At 49.8% G+C, this 18591-nt stretch carries 12 protein-coding genes and 1 pseudogene; 10 read left to right on the top strand and 3 right to left on the bottom strand.

The genetic code is table 11. The features are described from left to right. Positions 1-63: 63 nt before the first annotated feature. From DW931_RS06590 to DW931_RS06615, 5 genes and pseudogenes are all read left to right on the top strand, one after another. A pseudogene (locus tag DW931_RS06590) lies at positions 64-765 on the top strand (ABC transporter ATP-binding protein); the annotation flags it as partial. A gap of 147 nt (positions 766-912) precedes the next feature. Then, positions 913-1740 carry a metal ABC transporter permease gene (locus DW931_RS06595; RefSeq protein WP_107000157.1) on the top strand — a complete coding sequence of 276 codons (828 nt, stop codon included), beginning with the start codon at positions 913-915 and terminating at the stop codon, positions 1738-1740. Positions 1741-2144: 404 nt separating this feature from the next. Next, the gene (locus tag DW931_RS06605; RefSeq protein WP_347559434.1) at positions 2145-3494 is read left to right on the top strand and encodes an MATE family efflux transporter; all 1350 of its coding nucleotides are present in this window, start codon (positions 2145-2147) and stop codon (positions 3492-3494) included. A 244-nt stretch (positions 3495-3738) separates the two neighbouring features. Beyond that, a complete protein-coding gene (locus tag DW931_RS06610; RefSeq protein ID WP_118626930.1) occupies positions 3739-4935 on the top strand; it encodes a CobW family GTP-binding protein in 1197 nt (398 codons plus the stop codon). 18 nt (positions 4936-4953) lie between these two features. After that, positions 4954-5889, top strand: a complete 936-nt coding sequence (locus tag DW931_RS06615; protein ID WP_022359817.1) for a GTP-binding protein — start codon at positions 4954-4956, stop codon at positions 5887-5889. Between the two features lie 201 nt (positions 5890-6090). Here the strand turns inward: DW931_RS06615 and DW931_RS06620 are convergent, their stop codons facing one another. Further along, entirely contained in the window at positions 6091-7575 is a 1485-nt protein-coding gene (locus DW931_RS06620; RefSeq protein ID WP_347559435.1) for a polysaccharide deacetylase family protein, read from the bottom strand. A gap of 199 nt (positions 7576-7774) precedes the next feature. Between DW931_RS06620 and DW931_RS06625 the strand changes: the two genes are divergently transcribed. Further along, positions 7775-9241, top strand: a complete 1467-nt coding sequence (locus DW931_RS06625; RefSeq protein WP_243015188.1) for a D-alanyl-D-alanine carboxypeptidase family protein — start codon at positions 7775-7777, stop codon at positions 9239-9241. A gap of 192 nt (positions 9242-9433) precedes the next feature. Here the strand turns inward: DW931_RS06625 and DW931_RS06630 are convergent, their stop codons facing one another. Together DW931_RS06630 and brnQ are read right to left on the bottom strand one after the other, a co-directional pair. After that, positions 9434-10450 carry an ABC transporter substrate-binding protein gene (locus tag DW931_RS06630; protein WP_118481783.1) on the bottom strand — a complete coding sequence of 339 codons (1017 nt, stop codon included), beginning with the start codon at positions 10448-10450 and terminating at the stop codon, positions 9434-9436. Between the two features lie 28 nt (positions 10451-10478). Continuing rightward, entirely contained in the window at positions 10479-11864 is a 1386-nt protein-coding gene (gene brnQ / locus DW931_RS06635) for a branched-chain amino acid transport system II carrier protein (RefSeq protein WP_118468018.1), read from the bottom strand. Positions 11865-12139: 275 nt separating this feature from the next. On the opposite strand from brnQ, the gene DW931_RS06640 reads away from it, so the two are divergent. From DW931_RS06640 to DW931_RS06655, 4 genes are all read left to right on the top strand, one after another. Then, positions 12140-13042: a LysR family transcriptional regulator gene (locus DW931_RS06640; protein ID WP_118293263.1), complete on the top strand. Its 903-nt coding sequence runs from the start codon at positions 12140-12142 to the stop codon at positions 13040-13042. 192 nt (positions 13043-13234) lie between these two features. Next, positions 13235-14650: a Wadjet anti-phage system protein JetA family protein gene (locus tag DW931_RS06645; protein WP_118468020.1), complete on the top strand. Its 1416-nt coding sequence runs from the start codon at positions 13235-13237 to the stop codon at positions 14648-14650. Positions 14651-14653: 3 nt separating this feature from the next. Continuing rightward, on the top strand, positions 14654-15340 hold the full coding sequence (locus DW931_RS06650; protein WP_117796428.1) for a DUF4194 domain-containing protein: 687 nt from the start codon (positions 14654-14656) through the stop codon (positions 15338-15340). After that, positions 15315-18575, top strand: coding sequence for an SbcC/MukB-like Walker B domain-containing protein (locus DW931_RS06655; RefSeq protein ID WP_118468022.1), 3261 nt, complete (start codon positions 15315-15317; stop codon positions 18573-18575). The genes DW931_RS06650 and DW931_RS06655 overlap by 26 nt, the downstream gene beginning before the upstream one ends. Positions 18576-18591: the final 16 nt, after the last annotated feature.

The following is an 18591-nucleotide window of genomic DNA, read 5'->3' on the forward strand; positions in this document are numbered from 1 at the left end:
TCTTTAGCCATGGTGAATGTTTATGACAATAGAAGAGTAGAGCAGTAGTGAAAGGAATTATAGATGGGATTACTCTTAAAATGTGAGCATGTAGGTTTTGGTTATGAAAACCAGGATGCGGTGCTGGATGTGAACCTGGAGGTAAATGAGGGCGATTACATCTGCATTGTCGGGGAAAATGGTTCGGGAAAAAGTACCCTGATGAAGGGCATTCTGGGACTTTTAAAACCGACTTCGGGCAGGATTGAATATTCAGAAGAATTAAAAAAAGCCGGTATTGGTTACCTGCCGCAGCAGACCGACGCGCAGAAGGACTTTCCAGCGACTGTGTTTGAGGTGGTTATCTCCGGGTGCCTGGGAAAACGCGGTAGCCGCCCGTTTTATTCGATGAAAGAAAAGAAAGAGGCGCGGGCAAATCTGGATCGTCTGGGAATCCGAGATCTGGAAAAAAGCTGTTTCAGAGAGCTTTCCGGCGGTCAGAAACAGCGTGTTCTGATCGCGCGGGCGCTCTGTGCGACGGATAAGCTGTTGATTCTCGATGAGCCAATCACGGGACTCGATCCGTCGGCGATTCTGGACTTTTATCAGCTGATCCGGAAACTGAATCAGGAAGAAAAGGTTGCAATCCTGATGGTTTCCCATGATATGGCAAATATTGTGCATCAGGGAGGAAAAATTTTGCAGATGCGGCAGAAGCCGCTGTTCTGGGGTACGATGAAAGAATATGTGAAGAGTGAGATTGCTCATTCTTTCCTGGGACGGGAAGAGCTGGCAACTTTGGGGCACAGATGCGGAGTGCCGATGCAGAAGGATGGAATCAGGAAGATGCAGAAGCCGGAAATGGGTTCGGAAACTGATTCTGAAACGAAACAGCATTTGAAAGACAGAAATGCGGAGAAGGAGGTGTAGAAGATGGGAATTATATCTGAAATGTTATCATACCCGTTTATGGTGCGGGCGCTGATCGGCGGTCTTTTAGTCTCTCTCTGCGCCTCTCTGCTGGGTGTCAGCCTGGTGCTCAAACGCTACTCAATGATTGGAGACGGTTTATCCCATGTTTCGTTCGGATCCCTTTCGATTGCACTGGCGGCAGGCTGGTCACCTTTAAAGGTTTCGATTCCGGTGGTCGTGCTGGCGGCATTTTTCCTGCTGCGGATCACGGAACATGGAAAAGTAAAGAGTGACGCTGCGATTGCGATGATCTCGGCCAGTGCGCTTGCAATCGGTATTATCGTAACTTCCCTGACAACCGGTATGACGACCGATGTCAGCAGCTATATGTTTGGAAGTATTCTCGCGATGAGCCGGGAAGATGTCCAGTTTGCGGCGGTGCTTTCCATGGTGGTGCTTGGATTATATCTTTTTTGCTATAACAAAGTATTTGCGGTTACCTTTGATGAGAGCTTTGCCAAGGCGACCGGCGTCAATGTGTCGCTCTATAACGTGCTGATAGCGGTTCTGACCGCGATCACGATCGTGATTGGAATGCGGATGATGGGCGCGATGCTGATCTCCAGTCTGATTATTTTCCCGGCTCTGACCTCCATGCGGGTGTTCAAGAGCTTCCGGGGCGTGGTCGTCGCATCGGGGATTCTGTCGCTGATCTGTTTCTTTGGAGGAATGGTGATGTCCTACACGTACTCAACACCGGCGGGCGCGAGCGTTGTTGTGGTGGATCTGGCGGCGTTTCTGCTCTTTTCGCTGATACAGAGAGGGATAGCTGCTACTGCCCGCAAATAGGATGTTTTTTGTAGAACATACACATTCTGTATGCTCATGTTTCTGTTCACGGGTAGGCACTTTTGGAACCGAAAGTGCCGTAAGAAAACGTGGTGGCAGCAGGAATTTGCCGGGGAGTGGTTGACAAATAAAATGGCTTGCGGTTATAATAATATCCGGTTGCCGGAATGGGCAGATCGCCAGCAAAAGCTTGCAGAGTTGCTGGTCGGCGATAGAAAACGAAAATCGAATAGCTTGTCTAAGCGTTAAAGAGACTATAGGGTTTGTACTGTTTCTGAGATAAACAGTAAAGTCCGTAGTCTCTTTTTTATTTGATAAGAAATGCTTTGCGGAAGAAACCCAGGTGTTTTTTCTGCGAAGAATGTGTCAGAAACGCTCATGAAAAGTGGAAAATAAAAAAGGGAATGGAGATGGGAAAAATGGATCAGACCTACATGAAAGAAAAACCAGTTGTCCCGCTGCTGCTTTCGATGGGAATCCCGGTCATCATATCGATGATCGCCGGGGCACTCTACAATATCGTGGACAGCATTTTCGTGGCAATGATCAGTGAGGACGCGATGACGGCGGTTTCGCTTGTCTATCCGATCCAGAACCTTGCGCACGCAGCCGGGGTTGGGTTTGGTGTTGGTATCAATGCGATGGTGGCGAGACGCCTTGGCGAAGGAAAAACACGGATGGCGAACCAGACAGCATCGCAGGGAGTATTTTTAAGTGCCTTACATGGAATGATTTTAACGATTTTAGGAATGGCGGTGATTCCGTATTTCCTGCGGATGTTTACGAGCGATGAGGTAACGATTTCCTACGGACTGACGTATTTTTGCAATGTGTTTCTGTTTTCAACGATCGACACGATGGGAATGGCATATGAAAAGGTCTACCAGTCGGTTGGAAAGATGAAAATATCGATGGCAGCCGTCTTGATTGGATGCGGCGTCAATATCGTGCTGGACCCGATCTTTATCTTTGGATTAGGCCCCATGCCGGAACTGGGAATCTGCGGTGCGGCGTGGGCGACAGGAATCGGGCAGACGGCGTCGCTGCTGTTTTATTTGATTTTAAACCATGTGAAACCGTTAAATGTGGAGATTTCGCTGCGGGAAATGCGTCCGTCGAAGGAGATCTGCGGCGGTATGTATTCAGTCGGAATCGCGGCAACACTCAATATGGCGCTGACATCCCTGCTTCTGACGGCGCTCAATGCGATTCTGGCACCATTTTCGCAGGTATATATTCTGGTGCTGGGTGTTTACTACAAGCTGCAGGCACTGCTTTATCAGGGAGCCAGCGGCGTGGTGCAGGGAATGCGCCCGCTGATCGGTTACAATTACGGTGCAGGCGAGCAGGAGAGGGTGAAAAAGATCTTCCGCGCGGCCCTTATGATTGTTGGCATTATCATGACAGCGGGAACCCTGCTTGGCGAGCTGGTGCCGGATTTCCTGATGGGGCTTTTTACGCAGACGCCTTCGACGGTGGAGATCGGCAGAACGGCGCTCCGGATCATCAGCCCGGGCTTTGTCATGTCAACGGTTTCCGTCATTGCTTCCGGCGCGTTTGAGGGACTTGGAATGGGACTTAAATCTCTGAAAATTTCCCTGATGCGCTATGCCGTGATTATCATTCCGATCGCATTTGTGCTCAGCCGGATCATCGGTCCTACCGGTGTCTGGCACGCGTTCTGGCTGGCAGAGCTTATCACGGCAGTGTATGCTGGGGCGAGCTGGAAGCGGACGATTACTGTGTCTTTATAGGGCGTTTTTGGTCTCAAAAAGGCTGCATATATGTGAGGCTAAAAACGTTACTGTTCACACTCGCCCAGTAACGGGATTTTGCCGATGCTTGACTTTACTAGGTATTTGTGTAAAATAATAAGTGGCTGATCGGAACTTCGGCAGATTCGGGCGATGTAAAGCTATGCATTGCCGGGATGCCAGGTACCGGGCGGACAATGATTTACAGTCAGTACACATTTGTACAGAAAAGAAGGTAAGTAAAATGACAAAGATTGATATTATTTCCGGTTTCCTGGGTGCAGGAAAGACTACGTTTATTAAACAGCTTTTAAAAGAAGCAGTTTCAGGCGAGAAAGTCGTTCTGATTGAAAATGAATTTGGACAGATCGGCATTGACGGCGGTTTTTTAAAAGACGCTGGCATCGAGATCCGTGAGATGAACTCCGGCTGTATCTGCTGCTCTCTGGTCGGCGATTTTGGACGTTCCCTCGAGGAAGTTCTGACCAAATATCAGCCGGATCGTGTTATCATCGAGCCGTCAGGCGTCGGCAAGCTGTCTGATGTTATGAATGCAGTAAAAAATGTAGCTTCTGAGATTGAGGTTATGTTAAACAGTGCGGTTACCGTGGTAGATGTCAACAAATGCCGTATGTATATGAAGAACTTCGGTGAGTTTTTCAACAACCAGATCGAAAATGCAGGCACGATCGTGTTAAGCCGTACCGATGTAGCGGATCCGAAGAAGGTACAGGGCGCGGTTGAGATGCTTCGCCAGCACAATGCAAAGGCAACCATCGTGACCACTCCATGCAGCGAGCTGACCGGCGCACAGCTTCTTGAGATGATCGAGCAGGAAGATGATATGGCAGAGGAGCTGATGAAAGAGGCAAGAGAGCATATGCATGAGCATCATCACCATCATGATCATGACGATGACTGCGATTGTGGCTGCCATGACCACGATCATGAGCATCACCACCATGACGATGACTGCGACTGTGGCTGCCATGATCATGATCACGAGCATCATCACCATGACGATGACTGCGATTGTGGCTGTCATGATCACGATCATGAGCACCATCATCATGACCATGAGCATCATCATCACGACCATGATGACGAGTGTGGCTGTGGCTGCCATGACCACCACCACGATCACGAAGGACACCATCATGCAGATGATGTATTTACAAGCTGGGGCTTGGAGAATGTCGGCGTGATGAAGAAAGAAGATCTGCAGAAGATTCTGGATGATCTGGCTTATGGTGATAAATACGGCGAGGTTCTGCGTGCGAAAGGCATGGTTCCGAGTGAAGAAAAGGGCGTATGGCTGCATTTTGATATGGTTCCGGAGCAGGCTGAGATCCGTGAGGGAGCACCGGATTTTACCGGAAAGGTGTGCGTGATCGGTGCCGAGCTGGACGAAGAGGGTCTGAAGGCAGCGTTCAACGCGTAAATACAAGGAGAATGAACTATGAATGAAGATAAGATGCCGTTGTTTCTCATCAATGGTTTTCTGGAAGCTGGAAAAACCCAGTTTATTAAATTTACAATGCAGCAGGATTATTTCCAGACCGAAGGAAAGACACTTCTGATTGTCTGCGAAGAGGGCGAGGAAGAGTATGATGAGGAGCTTTTAAAGCAGACTCATACAGCGGTTGTCTATATAGAGGAAGCGGAAAAGCTGACGCCGGAATACCTACAGGATCTGGAGCTCCTTTACAATCCGGAGCGAGTTCTGATGGAGTGGAACGGTATGTGGAATCTGGATGCCCTGAAACTTCCGAACGATTGGGATCTGTATCAGCAGATCACGATCATCGATGGTTCCACATTTGATTTATACCTGCAGAACATGAAACCATTGATTGGTGCCATGGTCCGCAACACGGAAATGATTATCATGAACCGTTGCGACGAGATCGAGGATCTGGATGTATACCGCCGTACTTTAAAGGGCATGAACCCGCAGGTTCAGATCGTATTTGAGGACGCAGAGGGCGAAATTGAGGAAGTGACCGAAGCGGATCTTCCATTTGATGTCAATGCCGAAGTGATCGAGATTCCGCCGGAGGCATATGGTATCTGGTATATTGATGCGATGGATAAACCGGACCGTTACCGTGGAAAGACCGTTGAATTTACCGGCATGGTACTGAAAACCCCGGATTTCCCGAAGAACAACTTTGTTCCTGGACGTATGGCGATGACCTGTTGCGAGGCAGATATGACGTTCTTAGGTTTCATGTGCAAGGCAAAAAATGCCCGTCTGCTTGAGACGAAAGACTGGGTCAAAGTACGTGCCCGCGTAGAATATGAGTATATGCCGGAGTATGAGGGTGAAGGTCCGATGCTTTATGCAGATTACGTGGAAAAGGCAGAGCCGATTGAGGAGATTGTGCAGTTCTAAGATTTGCAACGGAAAGCTGTGTTAAAAAGAAACGGCGTTTTGTGTTATAATGTCTGTAGGTAAAAAATGATGTAAGAGTTCCAAGTGGAACAGTGAAAACCCCGGAGTGTGGAAGACTCCGGGGTTTTTAAAAAAGAAAGAGAAATCGAACAAATGCTCGATTTCTCTTTCTTTTATTTAAAATTGGATTACAGCTTTATCTTACTCCGTCATCTTCGGCACCGGAGTAGGTCTTGACCGGTCAAATACCTCGTTGACATCAAACAGGTCACTCAAATGGTCGCCGCCGACTCCACTTTCCGGAAGGTCATAATACATCCGGTAGCCGTCGAGGTTCCGGCGCCCCTGTCGCATATAATCGTCGCCAATCTGGACGAAATACTGGGAGGAATCTACGTTACAGAAGTAACGGAATCCCTTGTTGTACAGGTACTGGAAGCGCTCGCTGCTTGTATCATACGGATGCCAGTCCCCAATATCACTTCCAAACGGGAAGAGGATGATATCACACGGACCGGTCAGCGTTTCGACTTCATTTGCCCATTTATCGGTATCTTCACGGAATTTATCCATGGAGATCGTGCCCATGTTGCGGTGTCCCCAGCTGTGGGAGGCAATTTCAAAACCGTCGTCGCGCAGGCACTGGACGACTTTTGCTGCGTTGGCGCGTTCTTCCTCAAAGTTGAAATCCGGGTGTTCCGCTTTGTACTCGTCAGTATTGTAGGCGGAATCGGTGCGGTAACCCAGGATGCCATTGTAACCGGTAAAAGCAATGCACGCTTTTGCGCCGCGGTAGGAGAAATCCGGGTGCTCTTTGATGAAATCATCCAGTAACGGCACCAGATCATAGGAACCGACGGAAACAGAACCGTCGTCCATCTTCATCTCGTTCGTTGGCTTGCCATCCTCGCCGATAATCATACGGGAGGCAAAGCCATCTCCATCCATGTATTCGTAGTAGCAGACATCATCCTGTGACATGACGAACGGCTTCTTACCTTCCGGAAGCATGATATCGCCCTCCTGGAAATGCCTGGAACCGTCCTCTGCGGTCACCTCATACGCTACATCGTGCAGACGTACCAGAACGAAACCGCGCTCATACATCGACTGGAGAATCTTCATAAATTCATCCTTGGTCGTCATGACCTGATTATAACCCTTTTCGCGGCTGTCGCCGTCAAATGCTTTCGAGGTATCCATAATCAGTGTATGGAAGAATACATGCGTTACCTTGCGCGGATCAGCGCGCACCAGTGTTTCTTTGGTGGCGTTGTATTCGTCGATCGCTGCCGTCACGGACTCGTCAGATGCGTATGTACTGCTGGACAGGAGATTGATTGCCCCGTCATAGTCATAACCGTCTGCCAGAAGCTTTGCCTGAGCGATGACACCCTCGAGGCTGTCATCAGCAGGTGCAGATGCATTATCAAGGGAAATTACTCCATTTTCAGAATCCGTTTCGGTTGCCGCTGGAACCGAAGATACATGTTCTGCCGGAGAGCGGCGCACCCAGAGGAACGCGGCAATTCCAAGCAGTACAATCAGAATGCCGATTAAAATTAAATACGGAAGTTTGGAGGAACCGCCGTGCCGTCGCCTGGAACGTCCGCCACGTGCAGAAAATCCAACGCTTCCAAGGGAGGAATTTCTTCTCATCATAGTTTTCACCTTTTGTTTATTCATATTTATCTGTCGTTTTTTGCGTCAGATAGTAATAACAGGCCGAGAAAGTTTGCCACCGACTCGACACAGCAAGAAAGAGAGCGGAAAACGTTTTTATAAGCCTGTCTGTGTTCTTATAGTATACCATAAAAAGGAAAGGTGGTCTATGACAGTTTCTTACAATTCTCTTTGGCATAGGGACGGGCGGATATGCCATATCTTGAGAAGAGAGTATGTGCAGGCGGAGGAAGATATGAATGAAAAATGTATCATGCAGGGAGAGGCGTGGTATTTGAAATGGAAGCGTGTGGAAAAATGGTGTTGGTTTGTGAAAAAGGAGCTGTTTCGGGAAAAAGAATGTATGTGTTGGGACGAAGATGGCAGAGACAGGAGAAGAGAGTATTTAAACAAAAATGCTTGGAGAGGGCTGGCAGCGATTGGTGTAGCGGTTGTGCTTACGATGGGAGAATGTGTGTCAGGCATACAGCTTGGAATTGGTAAATTGGGGGGAAATGGTATGCTCACATCTTACGCGGAGGAACTGTGGATTCCCGTTTCAGTAACCGCAGAGACAGCGCAGGCAGCAGAAAATGCCGCTGAGCTTCCCGTCCAGGCACCGGAGGCGATCCTTATGGAGGCCTCCACCGGAACTATTTTGTACGAAAAAAATGCGGACGAGGCGCGAAATCCAGCCAGCGTGACGAAGATTATGACGCTGCTTCTGATTTTTGATGCGTTACATTCGGAAAAAATTCATTTGCAAGATGAGGTCACGACCAGCGCGCATGCGAAATCTATGGGGGGATCCCAGGTGTTTTTGGAAGAAGGGGAGGTACAGACGGTCGAAACGCTGATCAAGTGCATCGTCATTGCATCGGGAAATGATGCCAGTGTGGCAATGGCAGAGTATATCGGCGGCAGTGAGGAGGCATTTGTTGCGATGATGAACGAGCGGGCGAAAGGGCTTGGAATGGAGACAGCAAAGTTTGAGGATTGCTGCGGTCTGACGGCGTCTACGACGCACGCGATGTCGGCGCGCGACATTGCCCTCATGTCGCGGGAATTGATCACGAAGTATCCGGAAATTTTTCAGTATTCAACGATCTGGATGGAAAATATAACGCACCGGACCAAGCAGGGAGAGAAAGAATTTGGACTTTCCAATACGAATAAGCTGCTGAAAATGGTGACAAATTTTGAGGTGACGGGACTGAAAACAGGTTCTACATCGCTGGCAAAATATTGCCTGTCCGCAACCGGGCGGAAAGATGGCGTTAATCTGATTGCCGTCATTCTGGCAGCACCGGATTATAAGGCGCGGTTTGCGGATGCGGTCACATTATTAAATTATGGGTTTGCAAATTGTCATCTTTACAAAGATGAAAATCCGGGAGCTGTGCCGGAAACGACGGTGGCAGGCGGCATCCAGGAACAGGTTGCAGGGCGTCTGCGGGGAACCTTTTCTTATCTTTCGATGGGAGGAGAGAATCTGGATGGAATCGAAAAAGAGTGGATGATGGAAGAATCCCGCAAAGCGCCGATTCAGGAGGGCGATGTGATCGGACATCTGGTTTACCGGCTGGATGGACGGGAATTGGGAAGTGTGGAGATAGAAGCGGCAGAAACGGTGGAGAAAGCGGGACTATGGGACTATTTTAAGAAGGTAATGGGAGTGTTTGCGGCATAGAAATAAAGAGCTGTCATGTTTGAATAGTGATACATGACAGCTCTTTTTTGTGTAATAGGAAATTCCTTGGAATTTCCTATTACACAAAAAGGCACTAACGTGCCAATGATGCGCACTCGCGCGAAGATGTAGGTTGTCGCAAGCGACCGCGCTCGGCGCGAGAATGTGCCAAGGCACATTCTTTTTTGCTGGTTATTCATTCTGCAATCCAGCCGCTTTTTCAGAATACGTGGTCGTTACCAGTTTTTCATAAGGAATCCGTTCCTTGAGTTCACCTGATTCTTCCAGAATATTTTCCAGAAGCTCAAAGCTGTCCCTGTGGAAAATGGTATCATTTTTCCAGGTGTCCTGCGCTTTGTAGCGTTCAACGATGCGGGCGATTGCCGCGCGGTCTGTTTCCGGAAACTGAGGTTGGATTGTCTCGGCGATTTCATCCGCACTGTGGGAGTTGACGTAAGCTAAGCCCTTCTGGATGGCATTCGTGAACGACTGGATAATTTCCGGATGCCTATTTAGATAGCTCTGCTTTGCACAGTAGGCGGTGTAGGGGACATAACCGGAATCGACGCCGAGCGAGGCGACAACGGTGCCATTTCCTTCGGTTTCAAGGGTGGTAGCGAAGGGCTCGAACTCGACCGTGTAATCCGCATCATTACTCGTAAACGCCGCCGCTGTCAGCCCGAAATTGATACTCTGATCGATTGTCAGGTCATTTTTTGGATCGATGCCATTTTTCTTTAAAATATACTCAAAGACCATTTCCGGCATTCCACCCGCGCGCCCGCCAAGCACTTTTTTGCCTTTCAGATCCTGCCAGGAAAAGTCTGGTTCGGCACTTCGTCCAACGAGAAAGTTTCCGGCACGCTGGGTCAGCTGGGCAAAATTGACAGCATAATCGGCGGAACCTTCCTGGTAGACATAGATACTTGCCTCTGAGCCCATGAATCCGATATCGGCATCCCCGGAGATGAGCGAGGTCATAACCTTGTCGGCACCGGCACCGTTTACGAGTGTCAGAGCGATGCCTTCATCCTTAAAATAGCCCAGCTCGATCGCGGCGTACTGTGGCGCATAAAAAATCGAGTGGGCTACCTCATTGAGTGTGACCGGTTCAAGCGCCCCGTCCGCCTCCTTCGCCTGTCCACACCCGGTCAGGGTGGTAAGCAGAGTGAGCACAGCCAGGGCAGCTGCAAATTTAGTTCGTTTCATGGTTGCCTCCTGCGGTTCGTTCATACTATTAAGATATGGGGAATACAGGAAGGTGTGAGCGGTCTGCTGATTTTTCTTTCTGTCTCCAGAGAAGTCCAATACAAAGCCCGACAAGCGACGGCAGAATCCATCCGAGGTTCAAATTAAACAGCGGAAGCGTCTGTCTGGCAAATGCGATGACGGGTTCCAGATGTAGGGCAGACTGCATTTCGTCCGGCAGAGCTGCTAAAAAGTCAAAGATGGAAGCTGCCCAGGAACAAATGGTAACGCAGACATAGACTTTTTTGTTATGCTGGAATGCATTTCCAACCAGCGCGAGGAGAATCAGCGTGATGGCTGGCGGGTAAATCAGCATCAAAACAGGAACCGAGTAAGTGATGATAGCGGACAGCCCCACATTTGACACAATGAGTGAAAAAAGGGTAAAAACGACCGCCCATGCACGGTAGGAAAGGGTATGGGGAAACAGTTTCACAAAGGTTTCCGCACAGCTCGTTACAAGCCCGATGGAGGTCTTGAGGCAGGCGAACGTGATCGCGATGGCGAGGATCCAGGTGCCCATCCGTCCAAGGTAGTAGTCTGCAATCTGGGAGAGGGCGATGCCGCCGTTTTCTGAAAGTTCGAATTGTCCCAGTGACTGTACTCCAATCAGGATGGTAAGCAGATAGATAAATGCCATCAGAAGCCCAGCCAGCATACCGGAATGCAGAACCTCTTTTGCAATGGTTGAATCTTCCCGCACGCCCATCTGGCGGATAACCGAAATGACCACGATCCCGAATGCGAGTCCGGCAATCGCATCCATGGTTTCATAGCCCTGGGAGAGCGCGGAAAAGAAAGCTCCATTCTGATAAGAGGCATCGGGAACTGCCGCTGAAACCTCGATGCTCGGATGAAGCAGGGCAGTCACAATCAGAACGCCTAGAAACAGAAGAAACAGCGGATTGATGATTTTTCCGATCCAGAGCGTGATGCTGCCTGGACGAATGGAAAATACAAACACCAGCGCAAAGAAGATCAGCGAAAACAAAAGCAGCATAGTCTGTTCGGAAAGCTGTGTTCCTAAAAGGGGTCTGACTCCGGCGGTAAAGGAGGTCGTAGCGCACCGCGGAATAGCGAAAAACGGTCCGATTGTCAGGTAGAGCAGACAGGTAAAGAAATAGCTATATCTGTGTCCGACGCGGCGGGACAGATCCTGAAGTCCCTCCGAATGCGTGCTTCCGATCGCGGCAACACCCAGGATCGGAATGCCGACGGCAGTCAGAATAAATCCAATCGCTGCCGGTAGAAACTGGCGTCCGGCAAGCTGACCGAGGTGCACCGGAAAAATCAGATTTCCGGCGCCGAAGAACATGCCGAATAAAGTTCCGGCAACTAAAAGCCGCTGCTTATGGGAAAGACAGGTCTGCGTCATAGATGCTCACTCCTTTTACATGAAAATTGAAAGTTACTGTTCACGCATACGTGTCCAGTAACGGAATTTGCCGTGGCTTCGCATTTAAATACGGCAAATTCCTGCTGCCACCACGTTTTCTTACGGCACTTTCGGTTCCAAAAGTGCCTACCCGTGAACAGTAACAATTGAAAACTCTTTTCTAATCATCATTATAAAGCCTTCCTTGTGGTTTGTGAAAATCTAGTTTATAATAGAAATATGACAAAATGTAATATTCTAAAAGGAGGTGCGGCATGGATGCCAAAAAACTGGAAATATTGATGACGGCGGTAGATCTTGGAAGTTTTTCGAAAGCATCCGAGGTAGTTGGCTACACGCAGTCGGGGCTGACCCATCTGGTGGACAGCCTGGAGCGGGAGATTGGATTTCCGTTGATCCGCCGCAGTTACAGCGGCATCGCGCTGACGGAGGCGGGAGAAAACCTGTTGCCGGATATCCGCCAGTTTTTGCAGGCAAATGCCACCCTGGAAAATAAGATTCAGGCGGTGCGGGAACAGCAGGAGGAGTCGATCCGTGTGGCGGCATATGCGAGCATCGCGATGTACTGGATGCCGGAGATTTTATACCGGTTCCGCCGCCTCTGCCCGAAGGTGGACGTTGATCTCCGCATGGTCGATCATGCGCTGGAACCATTTGAATTATTACAGAGCGGAAAGACGGATGTCATTTTTGCGAGCAGACAGAAAGAACCGAAATGCGAGTGGATTCCGCTGTATCATGAACTTTTGTATGCGATTCTGCCAAAGCAGTATCCCTTAAATGGGCGCAAAGAATTTCCGCTGCGTGAATTTGAAGGAAAAGATTTCCTGATGCCGTACGGGCGGTTTGACATCGATGTACACGCCGCATTTGCAAAAGAGGGAGTCAGGGCAAAGGAGCAGTCCGTCTATGTGGATGACGAGACGGTGATCCGCATGGTGGGAAAAGGACTGGGCATTTCAATGATGTCTGAACTGATGATCCGCGGAAATACCGAAGATGTCTACTGCGTTCCGGTTTCCCCGACCTGCATCCGGGAAATAGGAATGGGTATGAAGCCGGGGGCGGAGGAAAGTGAAAGCATTGCGAAGCTGACGAAATGTGTGATGCAGTTTGTGAGTACGTTAAATAAAGGGGGAAACGTCTCTTTGAAATAACCGGAATCAAAGTCCAAACAGTCCCAGCCTTGCCATTTTCCCGGTATAGAGTATATAATTATTAAGAAGAAACGACTGAGACTGCCGGCTTTTCGTTTTTTGGAAGAGCTGGTAGTTAGGTGTTTTCAGATATTGAAATATTCAGGAAAATCAGAAACATAAATACAGATAAATATATGGAAGGAATACACCGTGAGCATAAATAAAAACCTTTTTGACGCTCTTCCAATCGGCTTTTTCAACTGCCTGGCAAGCGGTAGCAGCAACCGCATTTATTCGGACTGCCTTCTGCTCATTTATCATGAGTATGACCGGGAGATCACCTACCGCATTGCCCGCAGCCGCATCCGGGATGCGCTTGCCATTTATCTTCTGGAAAATCACATTGATTATTTGGACGATGAGATGACAACCGACCGGAATTACAACCAGCTTGCCAATTCCGTGATCCGCAAATTCTGCTCGAAAGAGGTCGGATGGCTGGAGGAGGACACGGACGATGCGACGTATGAGAAGCATATCATGATGACGGAGCAGGGCGTCTTTCTGGCAGAATTTCTCCAGAAGATGATGAAGCCGGAGTGGGAAGAATTTTCAAGTTATATTTTCAATATTTATAATATTTTGCAGAATCCCGACCAGTGGGAACCGGATATCTATGTCAATGCGCTGCGCTCGGTCTACCGCAACGCGAAACAGCTCTCCGGTGCGCTCAAGCGCCTGGCGACCTTTATCAAAAAAATCATCGAGCGGATGGTGCGCGAGGAAAGCCTGGAAAGTCTGACCGAGAACGTCCTCGAATACTGTGAGGGCGATTTTATCCGCGAGTACGCGCGTCTGACAAAACAGCAGAATATTCATATGTACCGTTCCTTTATACGGTCAAAGCTGGAAGCGATGCAGAACCGGCAGGAGCTGTTTGAGGGTCTGGTGGCGGGATGCGCGAAGGAAGAAGAACTGGAACACATTGAGGCGGAGAATAAGGTGCTGGATATGATCCAGACGATTCTGCAGTTTTTCTCAGTCGATTACGACCAGATCATGCGGGATATCAAGCATAAAATTAATATCTATTTACAGATTGCGATTGGACGCGCGAGATTTCTTCAAAACCGGGACAGCGATGTGCGCGGGCATGTCGAGCAGACGATCCGCGTGATTGCGGCGGAGATGAACACACTCGGTTGGAAGGAAGAACTGCCGGAGTCGATGAACGGGTTGTTTTTGCTGGAAAATAATGAGTTTATCGATACCGACTCGATCCGCTATCCGCGACGGGAGCAGATGATCCGCGAGGCAACCTATGCAAAGCTGGAAGAAATGACACAGGAGGACATCGATCGTGCGAGGGAGGCACAGGAGAGGGAGGCAGAGAACCCGTATTCGAAGGATAAGATGAAGAATTATCTGGAGGCGCTTTTAGGAGATCGGACGGAGATATCCAGCGAGGAGGTTCCGATGAAGAGCAAGCGGGATCTTTTAAGCGTGCTCTCGGCGGTTGCCTATGGTTCGGAAAATGGGTATGAGATACAGGCGGAGGATGGTTATCTGGAAACGCAGCAGATGCTTCTGCGGCGCTTTAAAATCGAACGCCGGAAGGAGAAATAAAACATGGGATTTGAAGAAATATGGAATGAATATACATCCTCTGAGAAGGACATGTTCCAGAAAAGTGTCAGGCGTCTTCTGAAGCAGACCTTTATCGTGCGCGACCGTGACGAGGACAGCAAAAAAGCGTACTATTTTGTCTCCAAGCGTTCGGAACCATTTTCAGCGTACCTGGGATATATCGGATACGATATTGTAATTGACCGGGAAAATGGTGTGATTATGCTGCAGAACTGCCGGGATCTCGGCGAGAATGGAAAACTGCAGATCAACCATGTGACACTCAAAAAGATGGAGAGTGTGGTTTTATGCTGCCTCTGGACTCTCTATGCGGACCGGGTGCGTTCTGGAAGTCTTTCGAAAAATATTGAGATTTCGGTGACCGATCTGCGCTATGAGATGGAAAAATACGGCATTCGGGATCAGATTGACAAGAGCAGTTTTGCATCGATTCTGACGCTGTTTACCAAATATCAGCTTCTGCAGGTGATTGGAAAGCTCGGCGAGGAGGACTGCCGGATCTGTCTTTATCCGTCGATGCAGTTTGTGCTGGAACCACAGGAGTTTGGCAAATTTGTGGAAAATGTCAACCGGCGGATGCAGGAAAAGTGGAGCCGTGAGGACGAATGGGAAACGGAGCTGACAAAAGAGGAGGAAGACGGCGATGAAGAATCAGACGATCATGAATAGGAAATCGGCGAAAAAACTTTTGATGGTCCAGTGGTCGCGTTTCCAGAATGTCTGTATCGAGCTGGAAGGTTCGACCCTGGTGACCGGTGTCAACGGAAGCGGAAAATCGACGGTGCTTGATGCGATGACCTATCTCCTGACGGGCAACACGCAGTTTAACAAGGCGGCGAAGGACCGAGACCGGACGGTGCTTGGCTATGTGCGCGGCGACACGCGCAGTAATGGCGAGGCGCGTTATTTGAGAAATGGCAGCGTTGTCAGCTATATTGCGATGGAATTTTCCGATCCGACGCTGGGAGTGCCGCTCACGGTCGGAGTATGCATTGAGTCTCCAAGTGAGTCTGGCAAGCCGGTCAGCAGCTGGTTTATCTGTCCTGGGGCGGCGATTGACGATATCGATTTTACACGGATTGAGGGAAATGCACTCCGCATCACGCCGAAAAATGAGCTGACAGTGAATGGCGAGGCGATGAAGCTTTCCTCTTTTATGGGACGGGACCGCGGCACGGAGGCGGTACTCCGGGCACTGGGACTCCGCGTGGACGCAGTCAAATACCGGACAAAGCTTCTGAAAATGATGGCATTTAACCCGGAAAATAATATCGACCAGTTTATTCAGGACTGTGTCCTGGAACCGGGAAAAGTCCAGTCGCTGGAGGAACTGCGCGAGCAGAAGCGCCAGTTTGAGCGCCTGCGGGAACTCTATGAGAGTCTCAGACAGGGCAAAATCCAGCTCGAAGAGGTGCTTCGCCAGAGTGACGAATACGAGAAGAAAAAGCGGGTACTCCGCATCCGGGAGCTGATGCTTTCGTACCAGGCACTCCGGGAGAAGGAAGAGGAAGAAAAGCAGACGAAAAACCGTTATCAGGCTTTAAAAGACCAGTACGGGCGCCTGACCGAGCGGGCGGGAGAGCTCGCAAGACAGCAGGAAGCCGCACAGGAACGCCTGCGAATTGCAGAAAATAACGATATGGTCAAGGGAATGCAGGAAAGCCTGGATTCCCTGAAACGCCAGATCGAGGAAGCGGATCGTGAGAAAAAGAACTGGGAGGACAAGCTGGCGCAGATTTTGAAATTGAAGAAGAAGATAAGCGCGCTTATCAAGCTTCTGGAAGCAGATCTTCCGTCCTTATCCTCGGAAAACACCTATCTGGAGACACTGGAACAGGCGGATGGGGAGACGGCGAAGAAGCGGGAGGCGTTTGACGCATTCCGCGAGAAGGTTCACCGTCAGGACGGCATCTATGAGGAAAATAAGATCCACCTGCAGGATCAGTGTAAAGAGCGTGAAAAAGAGATAGGGGCGCTGCAGGAGAAGATCCGCCGTCTGGAATCGAATATCCTTGTGTTCCCGGCGGAGGTGGAAAATGCCCGGAATAAGATTCAGAGAGGGTTAGAAAAACAGGGTATCCAGACCGAGGTCCACATTTTTGCCGAATTGGTCCAGGAGGTGACCGCTCCGGAGTGGAGAAAGGCGGTTGAGACATTTCTGGGAAGAAAGCGTTTCTATATCATCGTGGACGGCGCGCACTGCCATAAGGCGATGCAGATTTTACAGAAAGAGCGGATCTATGATGGAAATGTCGTGATCACGGATAAGCTTCCGGAAACAGAGGCGGTGGAAGGTTCCGCGGCGGAGATTCTGCGGATCCCGAACGTCTATGCGAGACGTTACGCCAATTATCTGTTAAACGGCATTCATCTCTGTGAAAATCTGGAAGAGCTGCATGAATACCCGAAGGGCGGACTCATGCGGGATGGCATGCTGGCGAAGAGCTATGCGGTTGCGATGATGGATATGAGACGGACCGAGCTGTGTCTCGGCGCAGACGCGATCCGCTGCCAGCTGGAACAGTCCAGAAAAGAACTGGAAGAATTACAGGTGGTTCAGCGGGCCGATAAAGAGGCACTTTCACAGGTTATCAAATACCGTGATGCGATCAAGGAGATCGACTGGGACGGCGGACACTACGATTTCGGCGCGGCATATGGGCTGAAGGACTGCAAAAAGCGCAGGGACAGCCTGGTAAAGGACCGCGAGGAGATCGAGGCAAATCCGGACTTTACCGCAGTCCTGAAAGAACTGGAGACGGCGGGACGGCTGGCACGCGAGGCAAATGAGAGTGTGAACCAGAACCAGAGTGAGCTTGGCGGCTGTAAGAATGATTTAAAGGGCTGCGAAGGAACACTGAGCCGTATCAGCACGGAGATCTATTTATGCCAGAAGGCATATGAGGAAAAATGCCTTGTCAACATGGAACTCAAAGAGGCGATGCTGGAGGAATATAACCGCGAAAGCGAGAAGCGCGGCACGATCCGCGTGACGACACAGCTTTCCATCGACAAGAGCAAAAATATGCTGGCAGAGCGGGAGCGCCAGCTGGAGGACGCACAGCTGGCGTATTGCCGCCTGGCGGGAATCGACGTCGGAAAGCGCGGCATTGGTTACATCCCGTGGTACCGGGAAGAATACCGGAACCTGGCGCACGTCAAGGTGGAGGAAGCCCAGCAGAAGCTGCAGGAGCAGGCAGGACGGCTGGAGAGCGCGTTTATGAACGATTTCGTGGCGGAGATTGACGAGAATGTCCGCGAGGCAAAACGTGAGATGGACGCGATCAACCGTGAACTGCGCCATATGCCGTTTGGCAACGATACCTACAAGTTTGTGATGAAAGAAAAGCCAGACCGCGCTCTCTTCTTCCGCATCTGCAGGCGTCTGGAAAAATATATGAGTTCCCCGCAGGTCTATATGAATTCGGCGCGCGACGACGAGGAGATGGAGAATGATATTCAGGAGTTTATGAGTATCATTCTGGCGGAAGAAGATGAGTGGGAATACACGGATTACAGGAGATATTTCTCTTACGATATGGAGATCAGCAGCCGTCAGGGACAGACTGAGATCACGGCAGAGTTATCAAAAAAACAGGGTTCCGCCAGCAACGGCGAGAAGCAGACCCCGTATTTCATCATTCTGGCGGCGAGTCTTTTGCAGTGCTACCCGGCAAACACCTGCTGCGCCCGTCTGGCATTCATTGACGAGGCGTTCTCGGCATTGTCGAGAGAGCGGATCGAGCAGATGGTCCATTATTTCGAAGAAAATCACTTCCAGGTATTCTATGCAGCCCCGCCGGAGAAGATCAACAGTATCGGTCAGTTCATCGATTCAACTGTCAGCCTGATCGTGACAGGACGGTATACGAATGCGGTAGAAGGATTGGTGAAGCAGGCATAGGAAACGAGGAGAAAAA

It is taken from the genome of Clostridium sp. AM43-3BH (genome assembly GCF_003479985.1).
Lineage (GTDB): Bacteria > Bacillota > Clostridia > Lachnospirales > Lachnospiraceae > Otoolea > Otoolea fessa.